This window comes from Gammaproteobacteria bacterium, from assembly GCA_016765075.1.
Classification (GTDB): Bacteria; Pseudomonadota; Gammaproteobacteria.
Genome location: JAESQP010000144.1, coordinates 1 through 16,713 on the forward strand (window position 1 = coordinate 1; position 16,713 = coordinate 16,713).

20 protein-coding genes and 1 tRNA gene are annotated in these 16,713 nt (G+C 45.9%); 13 read left to right on the forward strand and 8 right to left on the reverse strand.

All coding sequences use genetic code 11. From position 1 onward, the window contains the following. Window positions 1-375 (forward strand): DUF302 domain-containing protein (locus JKY90_08725; protein MBL4852340.1); only part of this gene is annotated, 375 nt, incomplete at its 5' end. 67 nt (window positions 376-442) lie between these two features. Here the strand turns inward: JKY90_08725 and JKY90_08730 are convergent. Beyond that, complete coding sequence (locus JKY90_08730; GenBank protein ID MBL4852341.1) at window positions 443-952, reverse strand: TIGR00645 family protein; 510 nt, start codon at window positions 950-952, stop codon at window positions 443-445. Window positions 953-1,145: 193 nt separating this feature from the next. On the opposite strand from JKY90_08730, the gene JKY90_08735 reads away from it, so the two are divergent. The 6 genes from JKY90_08735 to JKY90_08760 all read left to right on the forward strand — a co-directional run bounded on the left by JKY90_08735 (window position 1,146) and on the right by JKY90_08760 (window position 6,263). Continuing rightward, window positions 1,146-2,027 (forward strand): DMT family transporter, encoded by an 882-nt coding sequence (locus JKY90_08735; protein ID MBL4852342.1) that lies wholly within the window; start codon window positions 1,146-1,148, stop codon window positions 2,025-2,027. Window positions 2,028-2,029: 2 nt separating this feature from the next. Beyond that, a complete protein-coding gene (gene bioA / locus JKY90_08740; protein ID MBL4852343.1) occupies window positions 2,030-3,295 on the forward strand; it encodes an adenosylmethionine--8-amino-7-oxononanoate transaminase in 1,266 nt (421 codons plus the stop codon). Window positions 3,296-3,419: 124 nt separating this feature from the next. Next, the gene (locus JKY90_08745) at window positions 3,420-4,061 is read left to right on the forward strand and encodes a TetR/AcrR family transcriptional regulator (GenBank protein MBL4852344.1); all 642 of its coding nucleotides are present in this window, start codon (window positions 3,420-3,422) and stop codon (window positions 4,059-4,061) included. A gap of 166 nt (window positions 4,062-4,227) precedes the next feature. Next, on the forward strand, window positions 4,228-4,839 hold the full coding sequence (locus JKY90_08750) for a glutathione S-transferase (protein MBL4852345.1): 612 nt from the start codon (window positions 4,228-4,230) through the stop codon (window positions 4,837-4,839). A 36-nt stretch (window positions 4,840-4,875) separates the two neighbouring features. After that, window positions 4,876-5,553 (forward strand): cupin domain-containing protein, encoded by a 678-nt coding sequence (locus JKY90_08755; protein ID MBL4852346.1) that lies wholly within the window; start codon window positions 4,876-4,878, stop codon window positions 5,551-5,553. 50 nt (window positions 5,554-5,603) lie between these two features. Further along, window positions 5,604-6,263, forward strand: coding sequence for a glutathione S-transferase N-terminal domain-containing protein (locus tag JKY90_08760; GenBank protein MBL4852347.1), 660 nt, complete (start codon window positions 5,604-5,606; stop codon window positions 6,261-6,263). Window positions 6,264-6,297: 34 nt separating this feature from the next. On the opposite strand, the gene JKY90_08765 is transcribed toward JKY90_08760, so the two are convergent. From JKY90_08765 to moeB, 6 genes are all read right to left on the reverse strand, one after another. Next, window positions 6,298-6,374, reverse strand: a tRNA-Ile gene (locus JKY90_08765). Between the two features lie 197 nt (window positions 6,375-6,571). Next, window positions 6,572-8,407 carry an RNA polymerase sigma factor RpoD gene (gene rpoD / locus JKY90_08770; GenBank protein MBL4852348.1) on the reverse strand — a complete coding sequence of 612 codons (1,836 nt, stop codon included), beginning with the start codon at window positions 8,405-8,407 and terminating at the stop codon, window positions 6,572-6,574. Window positions 8,408-8,492: 85 nt separating this feature from the next. Then, a complete protein-coding gene (locus tag JKY90_08775) occupies window positions 8,493-10,259 on the reverse strand; it encodes a DNA primase (GenBank protein MBL4852349.1) in 1,767 nt (588 codons plus the stop codon). A 76-nt stretch (window positions 10,260-10,335) separates the two neighbouring features. After that, the gene (locus JKY90_08780) at window positions 10,336-10,803 is read right to left on the reverse strand and encodes a GatB/YqeY domain-containing protein (protein ID MBL4852350.1); all 468 of its coding nucleotides are present in this window, start codon (window positions 10,801-10,803) and stop codon (window positions 10,336-10,338) included. Between the two features lie 42 nt (window positions 10,804-10,845). Continuing rightward, on the reverse strand, window positions 10,846-11,061 hold the full coding sequence (gene rpsU / locus JKY90_08785; GenBank protein ID MBL4852351.1) for a 30S ribosomal protein S21: 216 nt from the start codon (window positions 11,059-11,061) through the stop codon (window positions 10,846-10,848). 164 nt (window positions 11,062-11,225) lie between these two features. Then, complete coding sequence (moeB, locus tag JKY90_08790; GenBank protein ID MBL4852352.1) at window positions 11,226-11,996, reverse strand: molybdopterin-synthase adenylyltransferase MoeB; 771 nt, start codon at window positions 11,994-11,996, stop codon at window positions 11,226-11,228. Window positions 11,997-12,063: 67 nt separating this feature from the next. On the opposite strand from moeB, the gene moaA reads away from it, so the two are divergent. From moaA to JKY90_08820, 6 genes are all read left to right on the forward strand, one after another. Then, window positions 12,064-13,104 carry a GTP 3',8-cyclase MoaA gene (moaA, locus tag JKY90_08795; GenBank protein ID MBL4852353.1) on the forward strand — a complete coding sequence of 347 codons (1,041 nt, stop codon included), beginning with the start codon at window positions 12,064-12,066 and terminating at the stop codon, window positions 13,102-13,104. Window positions 13,105-13,394: 290 nt separating this feature from the next. Beyond that, the gene (moaC, locus tag JKY90_08800; protein ID MBL4852354.1) at window positions 13,395-13,874 is read left to right on the forward strand and encodes a cyclic pyranopterin monophosphate synthase MoaC; all 480 of its coding nucleotides are present in this window, start codon (window positions 13,395-13,397) and stop codon (window positions 13,872-13,874) included. A gap of 6 nt (window positions 13,875-13,880) precedes the next feature. Further along, a complete protein-coding gene (locus JKY90_08805) occupies window positions 13,881-14,117 on the forward strand; it encodes a MoaD/ThiS family protein (protein MBL4852355.1) in 237 nt (78 codons plus the stop codon). Between the two features lie 2 nt (window positions 14,118-14,119). Continuing rightward, a complete protein-coding gene (locus tag JKY90_08810) occupies window positions 14,120-14,593 on the forward strand; it encodes a molybdenum cofactor biosynthesis protein MoaE (GenBank protein MBL4852356.1) in 474 nt (157 codons plus the stop codon). Then, window positions 14,587-15,603, forward strand: coding sequence for a tRNA (adenosine(37)-N6)-threonylcarbamoyltransferase complex transferase subunit TsaD (tsaD, locus tag JKY90_08815; GenBank protein MBL4852357.1), 1,017 nt, complete (start codon window positions 14,587-14,589; stop codon window positions 15,601-15,603). The genes JKY90_08810 and tsaD overlap by 7 nt, the downstream gene beginning before the upstream one ends. Window positions 15,604-15,669: 66 nt before the next feature. Next, window positions 15,670-16,032, forward strand: a complete 363-nt coding sequence (locus JKY90_08820) for a nuclear transport factor 2 family protein (GenBank protein ID MBL4852358.1) — start codon at window positions 15,670-15,672, stop codon at window positions 16,030-16,032. Window positions 16,033-16,071: 39 nt separating this feature from the next. Here JKY90_08820 and plsY read toward each other — a convergent pair whose 3' ends face one another. After that, a complete protein-coding gene (gene plsY, locus JKY90_08825; protein MBL4852359.1) occupies window positions 16,072-16,656 on the reverse strand; it encodes a glycerol-3-phosphate 1-O-acyltransferase PlsY in 585 nt (194 codons plus the stop codon). Window positions 16,657-16,713 lie beyond the last annotated feature (57 nt).

Sequence of the window (16,713 nt, forward strand, 5' to 3'; positions counted from 1 at the left end):
CAGCACGATGTTGAGTTAACCGCGAATCGTCTCGAGCGAATCCTACTTGATAAAGGCATGACAATATTTGCCCGAGTGAAACACGCTGAAGCGGCGTGGAAATTGGGTAAAAAACTGCGTCCGACTGAATTGATTATTTTTGGCAATCCAAAAATTGGCACATTGTTGATGCAATGTCAGCAAACAGCAGCCATTGATTTGCCGCAAAAGGCATTGGTCTGGGCGGATGCGGCGGGGACAGTATGGCTTAGCTATAACAACCCCGATTATATCGAGTCGCGTCATAATATTCAGGGATGCGATGAAGTGACTGCCAAAATAAAAAATGCACTGGCTAGCTTTGCCAGTTTTGCAGTGTCGAAATCAGCAGAGTGATTGATTATTACGTTATGGGTTAGGCAGAGCAAGCCATGTATGGCTATTACAAGCGAAACGCTTGCCTTTAGTCACGATTAGGATGCGATGATAAGCGATCCATGACAGCAAACAAGACGCCAGATATCACAAAGGCAATAAATATAATGACTTTCCATTGAATTTCTTGTTCGTCGTAATTATTGAGATTTATGAACACTTTCAATAATTCAATGGAAGAAATGGCGATAATAGAACCAATCACCTTCATCTTTAATGCCGAAAAATCGACCTTACCCATCCATGCGGGCTTGTCTTGGTAAGCAATAGTGTTAAATTTGGAGACGAAACTTTCATAGCAGCTAAAAACGATAATAAAAAGCAAGCTTGCTATCAGTGTTAGCTCGATCATATTGAGCACGCCCAACACTAGCTCAATCTGGCTGAGTGAATTAAGGTCTGTGATGAGATTGAGTAATTCGCTAGCAAACTTTATAAACAACAAAGTCGTTGAGATAACGAGTCCAATTAGAAAAGGAACCAGCAACCAGCGGCTAATAAATAATAATCTTTCCAGTGCTGGTTCTAGGTTTTTCATGGTAAAAAAATTTGGTTTTATTGTTTAGCTTGCAGAGTAACATATGATGATTGTTCACGTTTTCTGCGGTGTCCTGTCATCCAGAACGACGCTGAGTTTATCGAGGTGGCTTGTTGTGAATGGCAGTGTAAGCAGAGGCAGTCTCGTTGTACCCCGAGGGCACGTAGTCCCAGACACATCAGAGGCTCCTTAAATGAATAGCTTGCAAATCATTATTTTGCTAGTGCTTGGCGCGCTTTGGGGTGCGTCGTTTTTGTTTATGCGTGTGGCGGCACCGGAAATTGGTGCCGTGTGGTTGACTGAGTTACGCGTATTGTTGGCTGGCTTGGTATTGTTACCATGGTTGTTTTGGCAAAGACGATGGACGTTGATGCGTTTACATGCGCGCGATTTATTTGTTGTTGGCGCGCTTAATAGCGCATTACCATTCGTGTTGATTGCCTATATTACGACTTCAGTGACGGCAGGAGTGAGTTCGATATTGAATGCGATTGTGCCTATCGTAGGTATTGTTTTTGCCTATTTTTTTGCAAAAGAAAAGCTAACGTGGTCCCAGTTAATAGGTGTTATTTCAGGTTTTTTCGGTGTGATGATATTGATGTTGTGGCAGCAAGCCGAAATTTCATCGCCTTCACCACTGATGGTGTTAGCGGCGCTTGTGGCCTCAATTTCTTATGTCGCTGGCGCACATTATACGAAACAGCGCTTGGCCAAAATTCCATCTATCGCTTTTGTCATAGGAACACAATTAGCGGCGGCGATTCTGTTGCTGCCTTTATTACCATTTTTTGTTCCGCAGCAATACCCTAGCATGGCAGCAGTCGGGTCTATAGTTGCTTTGGCAGTACTCTCAACTTCCTTAGCATTTATCTGGTATTTTAAACTCATTCACCAGATAGGGCCGACAAAAACCCTTATGGTGACATACCTTGTTCCTTTTTTCGGCATGCTCTGGGGCGCATTGTTGCTTGGCGAGGTGATTACCATTAACCAAGTTGCTGGCGCCGTCTTAATACTTGCAGGAGTTGCGCTATCGCTAAATAGTTTCAGCTTAAAAAATACCACGAAATTATGAGTATGGATATTGACCCAATAGATCACAATCATATCTGGCACCCTTATAGTGCCATGCATTCAGATTTGCCGATTTACACAGTCGATTCTGCCAAAGGTGTCCGCATAAAATTAAAAGATGGTCGCGAGTTGATCGACGGAATGTCGTCGTGGTGGTGTGCCATTCATGGTTATAACCATCCCGAAATGAATATTGCGCTAACTCAACAGCTCGATAAAATGGCGCATATTATGTTTGGTGGTTTTACCCATACTCCAGCTATCGAGTTAACCAGGTTGTTGATTGAGATGTCACCAAAACCATTGCAAACCGTTTTTTATTCTGACTCAGGGTCGGTTGCAGTGGAAGTGGCCATGAAAATGGCCATTCAATATTGGCATGCCAAAGGGAAACCACAACGGCAACGCTTTGTCAGTCTGCGTTGCGGTTATCACGGTGACACCATTGGTGCTATGTCAGTCTCTGACTCTAAAACCGGAATGCATAGTGTTTTCAATCAAGTATTGCAAAAAAATCTGTTTGTAGCACAGCCCACTTGTCGTTTTGGTGAGCCTTGTCCTGATGAAGAATTGCTGTTGCTAAAAAATACCTTAGAGAACAATAAGGATATTGCGGCATTAATATTAGAGCCTATTGTGCAAGCGGCAGGCGGAATGTGGTTTTATTCAAAAGAATATTTGCAAAAAGCACGACAGCTTTGTCATGAGTTCGGTGTCTTATTCATAGCTGATGAGATTGCGACAGGGTTTGCTCGAACGGGTGAATTATTTGCTTGCAACCATGCAGATATCTCGCCAGACATAATGTGCCTGGGTAAAACACTAACGGGGGGTTATTTAACACTGGCCGCCACGCTGGCAACCAACGATATCGCAGCAACCATTGATAGCGGTGACCCTGGCGTATTCATGCATGGCCCTACCTTTATGGCGAACCCTCTGGCCTGTATTGCAGCATTGACGAGCATAAAATTATTATTAGCTTCTTCTTGGCAAGAAAATATCAAACGTATCGAGTCAGGGCTTCGCAACGGCTTGGATCCATGCCGAGAGTTTAATCAGGTTAAAGACGTAAGGATTCTTGGAGCAATAGGTGTCGTCGAATTAAAGCAGCCCGTTGATATGAAAGCCATTACGCAAGCGTTTGTTAAACAGGGTGTTTGGCTGCGGCCTTTCGGCAGACTTGTTTACTTGATGCCGCCGTATATTATTAAACAAAGAGACTTGGCTTTTCTCTGTGAATCCGTATGCACGGTTTTGCGAAGATAGTTTTAAATTGCTTTTATTTGTAAAGTAATTATTCTTATTAGGTTATAGAAAATCAAGGCGTGTTAATGTTGGGATTGAGCTACTAATATTAAGGGCAGCGTAAGGTTTGATGGCTCAATAGAGTTTGAGTTATGAAGTTTTAGCACTAAAATATATGCTTATTATGAAAAATAATATAAAAAAAACCAATACATCAGAGCGCATACTGGACGTCACCCAGGAGCTTATTCAGTCTCGTGGATATAGCGCGATAAGCTTTAATGATATTGCGAAAGAAGTGGGTATTAAAAAGCCAAGCATTTTGTACCATTATCCGAGTAAGGTTGCCTTGGGTGTGGCAGTGGTTGCCCGATATCGAAAAAATTTTTCTATGATGCTAGACAAGGCGTTGAGAAATCGTGAAATCAGCCCTGCCAAGATGATGGATTTTTATTTTTCTCCTTATTTAGACTTAGGAAAAAAGAATGAAAAAATATGCTTATGCGGCGCATTGGCGGGTGAATACATGGCTTTACCGAAAGGTCTTAGAGATGAAGTCACATTATTCCTTGAAGACGGCAAAAAATGGTTAACGACTATATTGAAGTTAGGTAAAAGTACGGGTGATTTTAGTTTCGATGGTAGCCCAGTAGTCATGGCAAATTTAGTATTGGATGCTTTGCAAGGCTCTCTTATTGTCAGCCGAGCAATGTCAAATAAGAATCATGTTAAAAAAACGATAGCCGCGCTAAAAACCGAACTTGGCCTACAGAGCCGTATCACGTAAAACGAGACATAAAACTTACTCACAAGTCTGACGTTCCCTTGTTTCCGCTATTGTGAAAATGCCAATATATTAATGACATGATTGGTGGCCTTGACAGTATGAATAGTCCTCATTTATTATTAACTACCAACCGTTAGGTAGATAATAGCCAAAACAGGAGAAATTAATGAAACTTTATGAATTTGAAGCATTTCCCAACCCGCGTCGTGTACGTATATTTTTGGCAGAAAAAGGTATTGAAGTCCCAAGAGAGCAAATCAATGTGTTAGAAGGCGAGCATAGAACAGATGCTTATAAAGCTAAAAATCCCAGTGCTACCGTTCCTTGCCTGGAACTTGATGATGGTAGTTACATTAGTGGTTGTGTCGCGATATGTCGTTATTTCGAAGCAGCGAATCTGACACCAGTATTAATGGGCAGCACACCTGCTGAACAGGCTGCTGTATCTATGTGGCAGCGTCGAGTTGAAGAAGGTTTGATGGACGCATCGACGACATATTTTCACCATGCAACCCCAGGGCTGGGTGAATTGGAGTTATACCAGAATAAAGATTGGGGCATGAAGAGTCGTGAGCGTACGATTGCCACTATGAAATGGTTGGATAAAGAGCTTGCTGGTAAACCATTTATAGCGGGCAGTAGTTTTTCTATTGCTGATATTACCGCCTTATGCGCGATTGATTTCGTCATGTTTGCTGAGATCGCGACGCTGGATAGTTATCCAAATCTCAAGCGTTGGTATGGTGAGGTTTCTGCACGTGATAGCGCTAAGGCGTAAGTTTAGCTAATCCAGTCAAATCCTTAAGTTCACGATATGAAGATTAACGCTGACCTTACAAAACGAGCTGTAGTAAACAGTAGTTTAGTTGATTGGATTGCATCACCTTTGCCTGGTGTGGACCGTAAGATGTTAGAGCGTGACGGTGACGAAGTGGCTCGTGTTACCTCAATTGTGCGTTATGCGCCAGGCAGTTCTTTTTCACCACATGTGCATACTGGCGGAGAAGAATTTATCGTTCTTGAAGGTGTTTTTTCTGATGAGATGGGTGATTTTAAAATCGACACCTATGTCAGAAACCCGGTTGGTTCTAGTCATAAACCTGCTAGCGAGTTTGGCTGTCAAATATTCGTTAAGCTGTGGCAGATGCATCCTGATGACCAGGAATATGTTCGTATAGACATCAATCAGCCAGAAGGTTGGCAGTCAGGTGGGCAAGAGGGTGAGTCGATATTGTCTTTACATCACACTGACTATGAAAAGGTGAGTGTCGCTCAATGGTCTGCCGGTTTTGGGGCGAGTGAGCTACGTAGTTATAGCGGTGGCGCAGAGTTTTTTGTCCTTTCTGGTAGTTTTTTTGATGAGAGTGGTCACTATGAAAAGGGTGTTTGGTTGCGCTTGCCAATAGGGGCTAGCCATACACCAAAGAGTAAGGAAGGCTGCAAGGTGTATATAAAAACTGGTCATCTGGTACACGAATTACCAAAGCCTTGAGGCTAAGGGTAGTTGGTGAAGGTTTATTTTCGATTGATAGAGATTAACAGATGATTGATTTATACACAGCGGCAACACCTAATGGCATTAAAGTGTCTATAGCGTTGGAAGAACTGTCCTTACCCTATAAAGTGAATCATCTCAATCTTGCTGACAGAGATCAAAAAAAATCAGAGTATTTAAAGATCAACCCCAATGGTCGTATCCCAGCCATTGTTGATCGGGATAATGATGACTTTGCCGTCTTTGAGTCAGGCGCAATCTTGCTTTATCTTGCAGAAAAAACCGGACGCTTGCTACCTAAAGATAACAACGGGCGATCTCAGGTCATTCAATGGCTGATGTTTCAAATAGGTGGCATAGGCCCCATGCAAGGTCAGGCCAATGTGTTTTATCGTTATTTTCCAGAAAAAATTCCAGCGGTAATAGAGCGCTACCAGCATGAGACACGCAGACTGTATGAAGTGCTGGATCGACAGCTAGAAGGGCGTGAATATATTTGCGATGACTACTCAATTGCCGATATCGCTCACTGGAGTTGGGTCAGTTGGTATGAATGGGCAGATATCAATGTTGATGGCTTGGACAATCTTATGCGTTGGCACCAGACAATGTTATCGCGGCCAGCTGTGCAACGTGGAAGAAATATCCCTCCCTCGTTTGATGATGAGACTTTGGTCAATGTCGCGCAAAGTATGTTGCAAAAATAATGACTTCATTCGTCTCGCCGTCATTAAGGTGTAGTGGTGGGCCCAGTAGGACTCGAACCTACGACCAAGGGATTATGAGTCCCCTGCTCTAACCAACTGAGCTATGGGCCCGTAAGCGGAGAGCTTCAACCTAGAAAACGCAGTTGGGCGCAGAAAAGGCATGCAAGATATTGATGTGCATAGCAAATTCAAAAACTGTGTAGTTACCTTATTGGTGATTAGCAAGTTTTTGAATTTGCTAGGTGCATTAAGAGCTTGTATGAACTTCTGTGATTCATCTGTGTTTTCTAGGTTCAAGGCGGCGTTATTTAAGAGCTGCCGCTTTGAGGATTGTTATCACTGTCGAGGAAGCTGCGCAGACGCTCGGAACGCGTGGGGTGACGCAGTTTGCGTAGGGCTTTGGCCTCGATTTGACGAATACGTTCGCGTGTCACATCAAATTGCTTGCCGACTTCTTCCAAGGTGTGGTCAGTATTCATGCCGATGCCAAAACGCATGCGTAGTACTTTTGCCTCGCGGGCAGTAAGGCTTTCTAGCACGTTTTGAGTTTGTTCGCGCAGACCTTCAAACGTTGCCGCCTCGGGTGGCGACATTACATTACCGTCTTCAATAAAATCACCGAGGTGTGAATCTTCGTCATCACCAATTGGCGTTTCCATTGAGATGGGCTCTTTGGCAATCTTAAGCACTTTGCGTACTTTATCTTCAGGCATTTCCATGCATTCAGCCAGCTCTTCGGGTGTCGCTTCGCGGCCCATCTTTTGCAGCATTTGGCGCGAGATACGATTGAGCTTGTTGATGGTTTCAATCATGTGCACTGGAATACGAATGGTGCGTGCTTGATCAGCAATCGAGCGAGTAATCGCTTGGCGAATCCACCAGGTTGCATAGGTCGAAAATTTATAACCACGGCGGTATTCAAACTTGTCGACGGCTTTCATAAGGCCGACGTTACCTTCCTGAATTAAATCAAGGAACTGTAGTCCGCGGTTAGTGTATTTTTTGGCGATAGAAATAACGAGACGTAGGTTGGCCTCAATCATTTCTTTTTTTGCACGACGCGCCTTGGCGTCACCAATCGACATTTTGCGATTGATGTCTTTGATTTCATTGATGCTGAAATTCCATTTCTTTTCAAGCTCGACAAGTTGTGTTTGCTCGTTTTTAATAGTGTCTTTACGCTCTTTCAGCGCGTCTGAATACTTGGCGCCGGAGGCAATTTCACGATCCAGCCATTCAAGATCAGTTTCATTATCGGGAAAGCTAGTAATAAACGCTTTACGTGGCATGCGTGCTTCGTTCATGCAGAGGTCCATGATGTTGCGCTCATGCGTACGAATGACATTAACCACGTCACGCAGGGCGGCAATTAGGCGCACAGATAGTTTTGGTATGAGCTTTAAACGCTTAAAACAATCATCAAGTTTCTCAATAGCGTTGATAGTGGTTTTGTGCTCCCTGCCATTTTTGCTACGTGATTTTTGCACTTTATCAAACAACTTACCTAATCTGGCAAAGTGTTCAGCAGCTTGCTCTGGGTCAGGGCCGGTATCTTTTACTTCTTCCTCATCATCTTTTTTGTCCTCGGCTGTGCGTGCCGCGGCGGGTTTTGGGATGGCTTCAGTATCGAGATCCTCATCAGTAAGGAATTTGACGATAATATCTGTCAAACGTTTCTCTTCATTTTTGAAGAGCGCATAGTCATCCAACAGGGTTTGAATTGTCGGTGGAAAGGTTGCTAGCGCTGACATCATTTGTGACAGGCCGGCTTCAATGCGCTTGGCAATACGAATTTCGCCTTGTCGTGTCAGTAGCTCGACAGTACCCATTTCACGCATATACATACGCACGGGGTCGGTAGTGCGGCCAAAATCGCTGCCGACAATGGCTAAGGCAGCAGCGGCTTCATCGGCGCTATCTTCATCAACAGCATCTTTTTTCATAATGAGGCTGTCTGCGTCAGGCGCAACTTCGTGAACCTCAATGCCCATGTCATTGATCATGTTAACGATATCTTCGATTTGCTCCGGATCGACAATGGTGTCGGGGAGGTGGTCGTTAACTTCGCGATAGGTCAGGTAACCCTGCTCTTTTCCTTTTGCGATCAATAACTTAAGCTGGGATTGCTGCTGTTTGGCATCCATCGGGGGTGAAACCTTGAGGTTGGTAAATTTAAAAAATAGAACCGTTAATTATACCTGATATTGAGGGCTTTTGGGTAGCTTAGTCTCAGTCTTTATGCTGTCCTAGCTTTTGATAGCGCCGTTTGATTTCGGCTTTTTCTTCAGCGTTTGCAATGCCAAGACGGTCACGTTCTTCGAGCTTCTCGAGCTGTGCTTCATTGGCTGTTTTGCGTAGCCTAGACAAGGTGTCATCCCATTCTGCTGCCAGCGCATCGCTATCGAGTAATGACGGCTGGGCAGCAAGCTTGGATAGATGTTGACCATGTTCAGTATCGCGCCAGTGCTCCAAAATACCACCAGTACTGAGATGGGGATGTTGATGCAAGAGTTCAAGTAAGTCGATCAATAAAATGATGCCGGCTTGGTCAATATCTTTGAGCCATGCACCATTTTCAGTGGTTTTTGCTAAGTCGGGTCGATGGAGCAGTACAGTAATGGTTTTGCGTACTAGCGATGGCCCGCGTTGGTTTGTGGTGGCTGTATAGCGATTAGCGGTTTGTGCTGTCTTTGCCGTATTACCGCTAATGTCGATGCTGAGCAGGTTGACGTCGATGCGTGTGCGTTGTGCTAATTCAGCAATCATCATTTGTTGAAAGGTGCCGCCAGGCAATTTCTTAAGTAATGGTTTTGCTGCTTCAGCCAGTCGTGCGCGGCCATCAATCGTGCTGGCATCGGTCTCTTTGCCGAGGTGGTCAAATAGGTATTGCGATAGTGTCTGGGCTTGTGCAATGCGTTGCGAAAAACGTTCAAACCCTTCTTGACGAACCAGTGTGTCGGGGTCTTCACCATCGGGTAAAAACAGAAACCGAATTTGGCGACCCTCATGCAGCGTCGGTAGGGTATTTTCCAATGCGCGCCATGCGGCGTCGCGACCGGCACGGTCACCGTCAAAGCAAAATATAATATCTTCGACTTTACGAAATAAACGCTCGATATGCTCGACACTGGTCGCCGTGCCTAAGGTCGCCACCGCATAGGTAATGCCATATTGCGCTAGTGCAACCACGTCCATATAGCCCTCAACCACCAGTACTTGATTGAGTTTACGGTTACTTTGGCAGGCCTCATAAAAACCGTATAGTTCTTTGCCTTTATGAAACAAGGGCGTTTCAGGTGAATTCAGGTATTTTGGTGTACCGTCACCGAGTACACGTCCGCCAAAGCCGACCACGCGCCCACGTAAGTCTCGAATCGGAAACATGATGCGGTGACGGAAACGGTCGTAATAATCGTTTGCGCTTTTTTTGATAAGTAGCCCGACTTCAACGAGTTGTTCGCGCCTACCTTCATCTGAGCCTAGCGCTGTTTGAATGGCGCGCCATTCATCAGCACAAAAGCCTAATGCGAAACGCTTGGCGATTTGGCCGCTGAGTCCACGACCTTTCAGGTAATCGACAGCTTGTTGTTTTTGCGCGTGTTGACGTAGTTGTGTTTGATAAAAATCATTAGCCAGTTCAGTCAGGGCGAATAATGCCTTGGTATCCGTTGACGGTCGTTGAAAAGTGCCGCCGTCCTCACGCGGCACATCAAGACTAAGGCTATCGGCAAGCTCTTGTATGGCTTCAACAAAATCAAGATTATCGTATTCCATTAAAAAGCCAATAGCGCTGCCATGTGCGCCACAGCCAAAGCAGTGATAAAACTGCTTGTTCTGACTTACTGTAAACGACGGGGTCTTTTCATTATGAAAGGGGCAGCAGGCGTGAAAGTCTTTACCGGCTTTTTTCAGTGTTACACGTGCGTCAATGAGCTCAACAATATCTGTGCGAGCCAGAATGTCATCGATAAACTGTTGAGGAATTTTGCCCGCCATGAGGGGGATTCTATGTTACGGACACCCGGCTGTCAGCCGGAAATAAAATTTACTTGGGCGTAGATATTGGCAGAGCTTAAAGTGCGGCCAATTTTTGTTTGATTATGCCACTGACGGCACCAAGGTCGGCACGGCCTTGCAGTTGTGGTTTCAGGGCTGCCATCAGCTTGCCCATGTCTTTTATAGAGCTGGCGCCAGTGTCAGCAATAGCCTTGTCGATGGCTTTGGTGATTTCGTCATCGCTCATGGCGGCAGGCATATAGTCTTGCAATACGTTGATTTCGGCATTTTCAATAGCAGCGAGCTCGTCACGGCCAGCATCCTGAAACTGTGACGCTGAATCACGGCGCTGCTTAATCATTTTGTCGATGATAGCAATGATTTGCGTATCATCAAGCCCTGCATCATCAAGTTTGGCGCGCTCATCGATCTCACGTTGCTTGATGGCGGCTAAGGCCATGCGAATAACCCCCAAACGTGCTTTATCTTTAGCGCGCATGGCAGTCTTCATGTCTTGAGTGAGGCGCTGCTTAAGGGCGGACATTGTGCCAGTACCTTGCAATGGGGCTAAGGTTTAGTGTTGCAATCAATACAGGCGAACGTGACGCGCAACTTCGCGGTCGACTTTTTTAGCGTGGCGCTTCACAGCAGCAGCAGCTTTGCGCTTGCGAACGGCCGTTGGCTTTTCGTAAAACTCGCGACGGCGGATCTCGGACAAGGTACCGGCCTTTTCGCAAGTGCGTTTGAAACGGCGCATAGCCACTTCAAAGGGTTCATTTTCTTTCATTTTTACTGATGGCATAAAATCCCGATTCCTGAGGTTTACCTACATAAATTAGGCAAAAGTTTAATAAGTTCACTGTGACCCTCATTCACGCAAAGGCAGCCACAGAAAAGCCGATTAGTATAGGCGTTTTGCAGTGAGATGCACAACTATTGTTGTTTAACGGGTGATTTGAGTAAGAATCAAGGGATTTTTGGGGTGCTAGGGCTACAAACCTGACACTCAGGGTCTTTTTTCAGGTTCAGCGTGCGCCACTCACTATGTTTGGCGTCAAGAAGCTGAACACGCCCGACTAGTGTTTGGCCAAAACCAATTAGCAGCTTCAGCGTTTCCATGGCCTGTAGACAGGCAATAGTGCCCACGGCGGGGCCGATGACACCCGTTTGGGCGCAATTTTCGGCATTATCGCCCTCTTCAGAGTATAAACAGGCGTAACAGGGGCTGTCGTCGTTACGTGGGTCAAAGACACTGATTTGGCCCTCCATACGAATAGCTGCACCAGAAACCAAGGGTATTTTTCCGGCAAGCGAAATACGGTTAATAGCGTGGCGGCTGGCAAAGTTGTCTGTCGCATCGACAATAACATTGACCTTTTCAGCGCAGACATAGCGTTGCAATGCCCGTTCATCTATAGCGTAGTCAATGCAATCAATGCGAATTTCCGGATTGATGTTGGCAGCTGTCGCCTTGGCTGAGACGGCTTTATTGACACCGACATCGCTACTAGCGTGGGCGATCTGCCGGTGTAAATTGCTGATATCGACCACGTCAAAATCAGCCAGCGTCATACGCCCTATACCAGCGCCAGCAAGATACATTGCCACAGGTGAGCCAAGGCCACCGAGTCCGACAATCAATACATGCGCAGCCAACAGCTTTTCCTGGCCAGCGATATCGATATCCGGCAATAAAATCTGGCGGCTGTAACGTGTTAGTTGGGCATCATTAAGCATAATTTAGCGGCGAGGTCTTGTCTATCTACGATAGAATGCGATAAATCACTTGCTGTGTCATTAGGAAATGTTGACTAATTTACGACAACAAGCCGAATCTTTAATGCATCCAGTGTTGGTGGATCGTTTTGGCCGAAATTTCAACTACGCCCGTATTGCGCTTAATGAGCGTTGCAATTTACGTTGTACTTATTGTATGCCGGAAGAGGGCGTTGATTTTCAGGCGCCGGAGAAATTGCTACGCAAGGATGAAATTGCGCGTCTGGTGAGTGTGTTAGCGTCAGTGGGTGTGAATAAGCTGCGTTTTACTGGTGGTGAGCCAACGCTGCGTAAAGACTTGCCCGAGTTGGTTGCTATGGCAGTCAATACTCCTGGCATTGAAAATGTTTGTCTGACGACCAATGGTTTATTGTTGCATCGAATGCTTGATGACCTAAAACATGCGGGGTTAACAGGTATAAACATAAGTCTTGATACGCTGCGCGAAGATCGCTTTAAGCACATTACCCGGCGTAACGGTCTCGGACAAACCTTGCAAAATATCGAATTGGCTTTGCAAAAAGGTTTTAGCAGCATCAAGGTCAATGTCGTTGTTATGCGTGGCATTAATGATGATGAAATTGAATCATTCTGCGAGCTGACGCGCGACAATCGATTAACAGTGCGATTCATAGAGTTTATGCCGTTTGATGCCAAACAACTGTGGTGTGACGGCGATTACCTGGTGCGCGCCAAAGACATTGTTACCCGATTGCATAAGACCTATAACGAACTGCTGGCGGTGCCAGGCTCTGAAACAGAGCATCATCATTACCGCATCGCTGGCTATAAGGGCACGGTCGCTGTCATCCCCGCGTTTACGCGTAGCCTTTGCCGTAATTGTAATCGTATTCGCATTACCGCTGATGGACAATTGCGTAACTGTCTTTATTCTGGCACGGATTACGATCTGCGTGATTTGATGCGCCGTGGTGAGAGCAACGCACAAATCGTGGCACAGCTACAGCAAGCAATTACTGAAAAAGTAGCAGATGGCATTGAGGCGCGCGAACGTAGCGTGACGAAAGTTGCCATATCTCGTATTAGCATGACCCAGATTGGTGGCTAGGAGCTTGTTGGACTTAGGTGATCGTAGCGAGAGAAAGCCATTTCGAGGTGCCCCCCGCCTTCGCGGGGGCAGGCTTTTGGGGTATGAGTTCATTTTTTTGATCGTTTGCACCCCGAGGGCACGTAGAGGCGAATATTGAGCATATTTAACGAAAAGGATCGGAAAAATGAGCCATACCCCAAGGGCACCTCGAAATGGCTTTTTCGTACGACTGCCTGGATGCAGGAGTTAGAGCGACGCAGGAAGCCAAAGCCGAGTAGATTCACCCTAAGTCCAACAGGCTTCTAGATATGACAAAAAAATTTAGCCACATAAATAAAGAGGGCGACGCGCATATGGTCGATGTCGGTGACAAGACAGCGACGGATCGACAAGCGACTGCGCAAGGCTGTATCAGTATGTCTGCTGAGGCGTTTGATTTGTTAGCAGCAGGCAGCCACAAAAAAGGCGATGTGCTTTCGGTTGCGCGTATTGCTGGCATCATGGCGGCAAAACGCACAGCGGACTTGATTCCCTTATGTCATACATTACCGTTATCTAAAGTCGATGTGTTGTTTGAGTTAAATGAGGCAAAGCAGCAAGTGATATGCCAAACGACAGTACGTTGTCATGCGCGCACGGGTGTTGAAATGGAAGCCTTGACCGCAGTGCAAATCGCCTTGCTAACGATCTACGATATGTGCAAGGCAGTTGATAAATCAATGGTGATTGATGGCGTTCGCCTACTCAAAAAAACCGGCGGAAAAAGTGGTGGCTGGCGTGCGTCATAGATTGTTATGTCAGTAACTGTAAAGTATTTTGCTTCCTTAAGAGAGAACGTTGGTGTTGCCGAACAGCAATGCCAAATTGCGCAAGAGGGTTGCAGCGCTACTGAACTATGGACGCAACTTAATCCATCAATAAAGCTGGCTAATAATAGTTTAGTTGCTATCAATCAAAATTATGCGTGTCTCGGCGCGCAAGTTAATGATGGTGATGAAGTGGCATTTTTCCCTCCGGTGACAGGAGGATAGTCATGCCAGTCATATTGCAAGAATTTGCATTGTCGCCTTATCAACGTTTACAAGACTATGAAACACAATGTCGCAAGCCTGGTAAGTCAGGTGCCGTAGTGAATTTTATTGGCAGCATGCGTGATATGCATGAAGACTTGTCTGTCGAGGCAATGACCATAGAGTGTTATCCAGCAATGGCTTTGCAAGAAATTGAACAAATATGCGAAAACGCTACCGCGCAATGGCGATTAGATGATTTTTTAGTGATACATCGTTATGGCAGAGTCGAGCCAGGGGATGCTTTAGTGTTGGTGGCGGTGTGGTCGACCCATCGACAACAAGCGTTCGATGCCTGTCGTCATATCATTCATCACCTGAAACATAAGGCGCCATTTTGGAAGCAAGAGCACAATGGTGACAGCAGTCGCTGGTTAGAGCGCAATACGGATGATGTCGCAGTCAGTGCGTCTGATATTGAGCTAAAGTCATGCTAATTCTGGGCATTGAAACTTCTTGCGATGAAACTGGCTTGGCTTTGTACGACAGTGACAAGGGCTTGCTGGCAGATTGTTTGCATAGTCAGATCGCTTTGCATCAGCAGTATGGTGGCGTTGTCCCTGAGTTAGCTTCACGCGATCACGTCAGGCGTATTACGCCTTTGTTTAAAGAAGTGTTAGCTGTTGCGAGTTGTCAGCGCTCTGATATTGATGCTATTGCCTACACCGCAGGCCCCGGTTTAATCGGCGCGCTATTGGTTGGCGCATCGTTTGCGCGTGCGCTGGCCTTTGCTCTGGATATTCCTGCTTTGGCGATACACCATATGGAGGCGCATTTATTGGTACCTATGCTTGAAGAGGTCGCACCGTCTTTTCCATTTGTTGCCTTGCTCGTGTCCGGTGGTCATACCCAGTTAGTGCGTGTTGATGGCATTGGTCAATATGAGCTCATTGGCGAGTCGGTCGATGATGCGGCTGGTGAGGCGTTTGATAAAACAGCAAAAATGTTGGGCCTTGATTACCCGGGCGGCCCTGCTCTAGCCAAGCTTGCAGTTGACGGCGACCCGCAACGTTTTCGTTTCCCCCGACCGATGACCAACAGACCCGGCTGTGATTTTAGTTTTAGTGGACTAAAGACACATGCCCTAACGACGTTTCGCGCAACACAGGGGTGCGAGCAAGACAAGCGCGATATTGCACGTGCCTTTGAAGATGCAGTGGTCGATACGCTTTTTATTAAATGCCGCCGCGCCATGGAATTAACAGGATTAAAACAATTAGTCGTTGCCGGTGGTGTTAGCGCCAACCAGTCGTTGCGCCAGCGGTTAGCACAGTATTCGCAACAATCAGCAGTGCAAGTTTACTTTCCGAGAAATGAATTCTGTACCGACAATGGCGCTATGATTGCCTATGCTGGCTATCGTCGTTTCGAATTAAATCCGCATGCGGATTATGCTATGGATGTGCGGCCACGTTGGCCTTTAAGTGAATTGTCTGTGCCAGCCTGAAGCGCACGTTAAGAGTCAGAAACAAACCCAGAAGTAAACCCAAAAGTAAACAAGGAAGGCAACATTATGAGTAATAAGTTTGAAGCAACATGGGAAGCCTATACCTCTTCATGGAAGGCGGAGTCTGTCGATGATAAACGCATCATATTTGGTCAATGTCTTGACCTTGCATGTGTATACAATGACCCGATAATAAAAACAAAAGGGTGGGATGCGCTATTGGAATACATGATTGATTTTCACAAACAAATTCCAGGCGGTCACTTCGTGACCAAATATTTTCTCGCACATAGCAATAAAAGTATCTCAAAATGGGACATGAAAAATGGTGATAATACCTTGCTTGGTGAAGGGATCAGTTACAGTGAATACAATAAAGCAGGGAAGTTGGTTTCAATGACAGGTTTTTTCGAGACACCTGAAGCATAGAAAACATGAAAGATAAACAATGGTTTGTGTGTGGCGAGATCAAGACGACGAATCGATTTTAGTGGCAGCAAAGAGTTTTTGTATATTTAGCCTATGACGCCAAATCAGTAATATTGAGATAATCATAGTCAGAATAACGTACTGATTGTGCTCTGAAATAAACCATGCGTAGAACGGTACCGCAATGGCAGCGGCCAATGCCCCTAGTGCTGAGATACGGCTTAGTGCTGCGACAATTATCCAAGTGACTATAAGTGCCAAACCAACTGGCCACATCAAGCCAAGTATGACACCCAAGCCAGTAGCAACCCCTTTGCCGCCACGAAAACTAAAAAACACCGGATATAAGTGGCCAAGAAAGGCACACAATGCCACGGCTGCTAAGACGCTGGTGGTGCCATCGATCCAGGTCGCAAACAGCACGGGTAGCAAGCCCTTCAGCATATCGCCAAGTAACACTTGCGCGGCAAGACGCTTGCCGCCAAAACGCAGCACATTAGTAGCCCCTGGGTTACCAGAACCTTGAGTGCGAGGGTCAGGCAGGCCAGATAAACGGCAAAGTACAATGGCGCTCGAAACAGAGCCAAAGAAATAGGCCAGCAAGCACAGCGCGATAGGTATCATTGTTGGTTAATCATGCAAGCTACCATTATCCCACCATCACTATGGTGCACTCTTGTT

Coding starts and splice junctions, on each gene's coding strand:
- moeB (MBL4852352.1), bottom strand. CDS start 11,996: ATGCTTAATGATGCCCAACTAACACGTTACAGCCGCCAGATTTTATTG.
- JKY90_08810 (MBL4852356.1), top strand. CDS start 14,120: ATGCCAGTCATATTGCAAGAATTTGCATTGTCGCCTTATCAACGTTTA.
- JKY90_08735 (MBL4852342.1), top strand. CDS start 1,146: ATGAATAGCTTGCAAATCATTATTTTGCTAGTGCTTGGCGCGCTTTGG.
- JKY90_08760 (MBL4852347.1), top strand. CDS start 5,604: ATGATTGATTTATACACAGCGGCAACACCTAATGGCATTAAAGTGTCT.
- JKY90_08780 (MBL4852350.1), bottom strand. CDS start 10,803: ATGTCCGCCCTTAAGCAGCGCCTCACTCAAGACATGAAGACTGCCATG.
- rpsU (MBL4852351.1), bottom strand. CDS start 11,061: ATGCCATCAGTAAAAATGAAAGAAAATGAACCCTTTGAAGTGGCTATG.
- JKY90_08730 (MBL4852341.1), bottom strand. CDS start 952: ATGAAAAACCTAGAACCAGCACTGGAAAGATTATTATTTATTAGCCGC.
- JKY90_08755 (MBL4852346.1), top strand. CDS start 4,876: ATGAAGATTAACGCTGACCTTACAAAACGAGCTGTAGTAAACAGTAGT.
- moaC (MBL4852354.1), top strand. CDS start 13,395: ATGACAAAAAAATTTAGCCACATAAATAAAGAGGGCGACGCGCATATG.
- moaA (MBL4852353.1), top strand. CDS start 12,064: ATGTTGACTAATTTACGACAACAAGCCGAATCTTTAATGCATCCAGTG.
- bioA (MBL4852343.1), top strand. CDS start 2,030: ATGGATATTGACCCAATAGATCACAATCATATCTGGCACCCTTATAGT.
- tsaD (MBL4852357.1), top strand. CDS start 14,587: ATGCTAATTCTGGGCATTGAAACTTCTTGCGATGAAACTGGCTTGGCT.
- JKY90_08805 (MBL4852355.1), top strand. CDS start 13,881: ATGTCAGTAACTGTAAAGTATTTTGCTTCCTTAAGAGAGAACGTTGGT.
- JKY90_08775 (MBL4852349.1), bottom strand. CDS start 10,259: ATGGCGGGCAAAATTCCTCAACAGTTTATCGATGACATTCTGGCTCGC.
- JKY90_08820 (MBL4852358.1), top strand. CDS start 15,670: ATGAGTAATAAGTTTGAAGCAACATGGGAAGCCTATACCTCTTCATGG.
- JKY90_08750 (MBL4852345.1), top strand. CDS start 4,228: ATGAAACTTTATGAATTTGAAGCATTTCCCAACCCGCGTCGTGTACGT.
- rpoD (MBL4852348.1), bottom strand. CDS start 8,407: ATGGATGCCAAACAGCAGCAATCCCAGCTTAAGTTATTGATCGCAAAA.
- plsY (MBL4852359.1), bottom strand. CDS start 16,656: ATGATACCTATCGCGCTGTGCTTGCTGGCCTATTTCTTTGGCTCTGTT.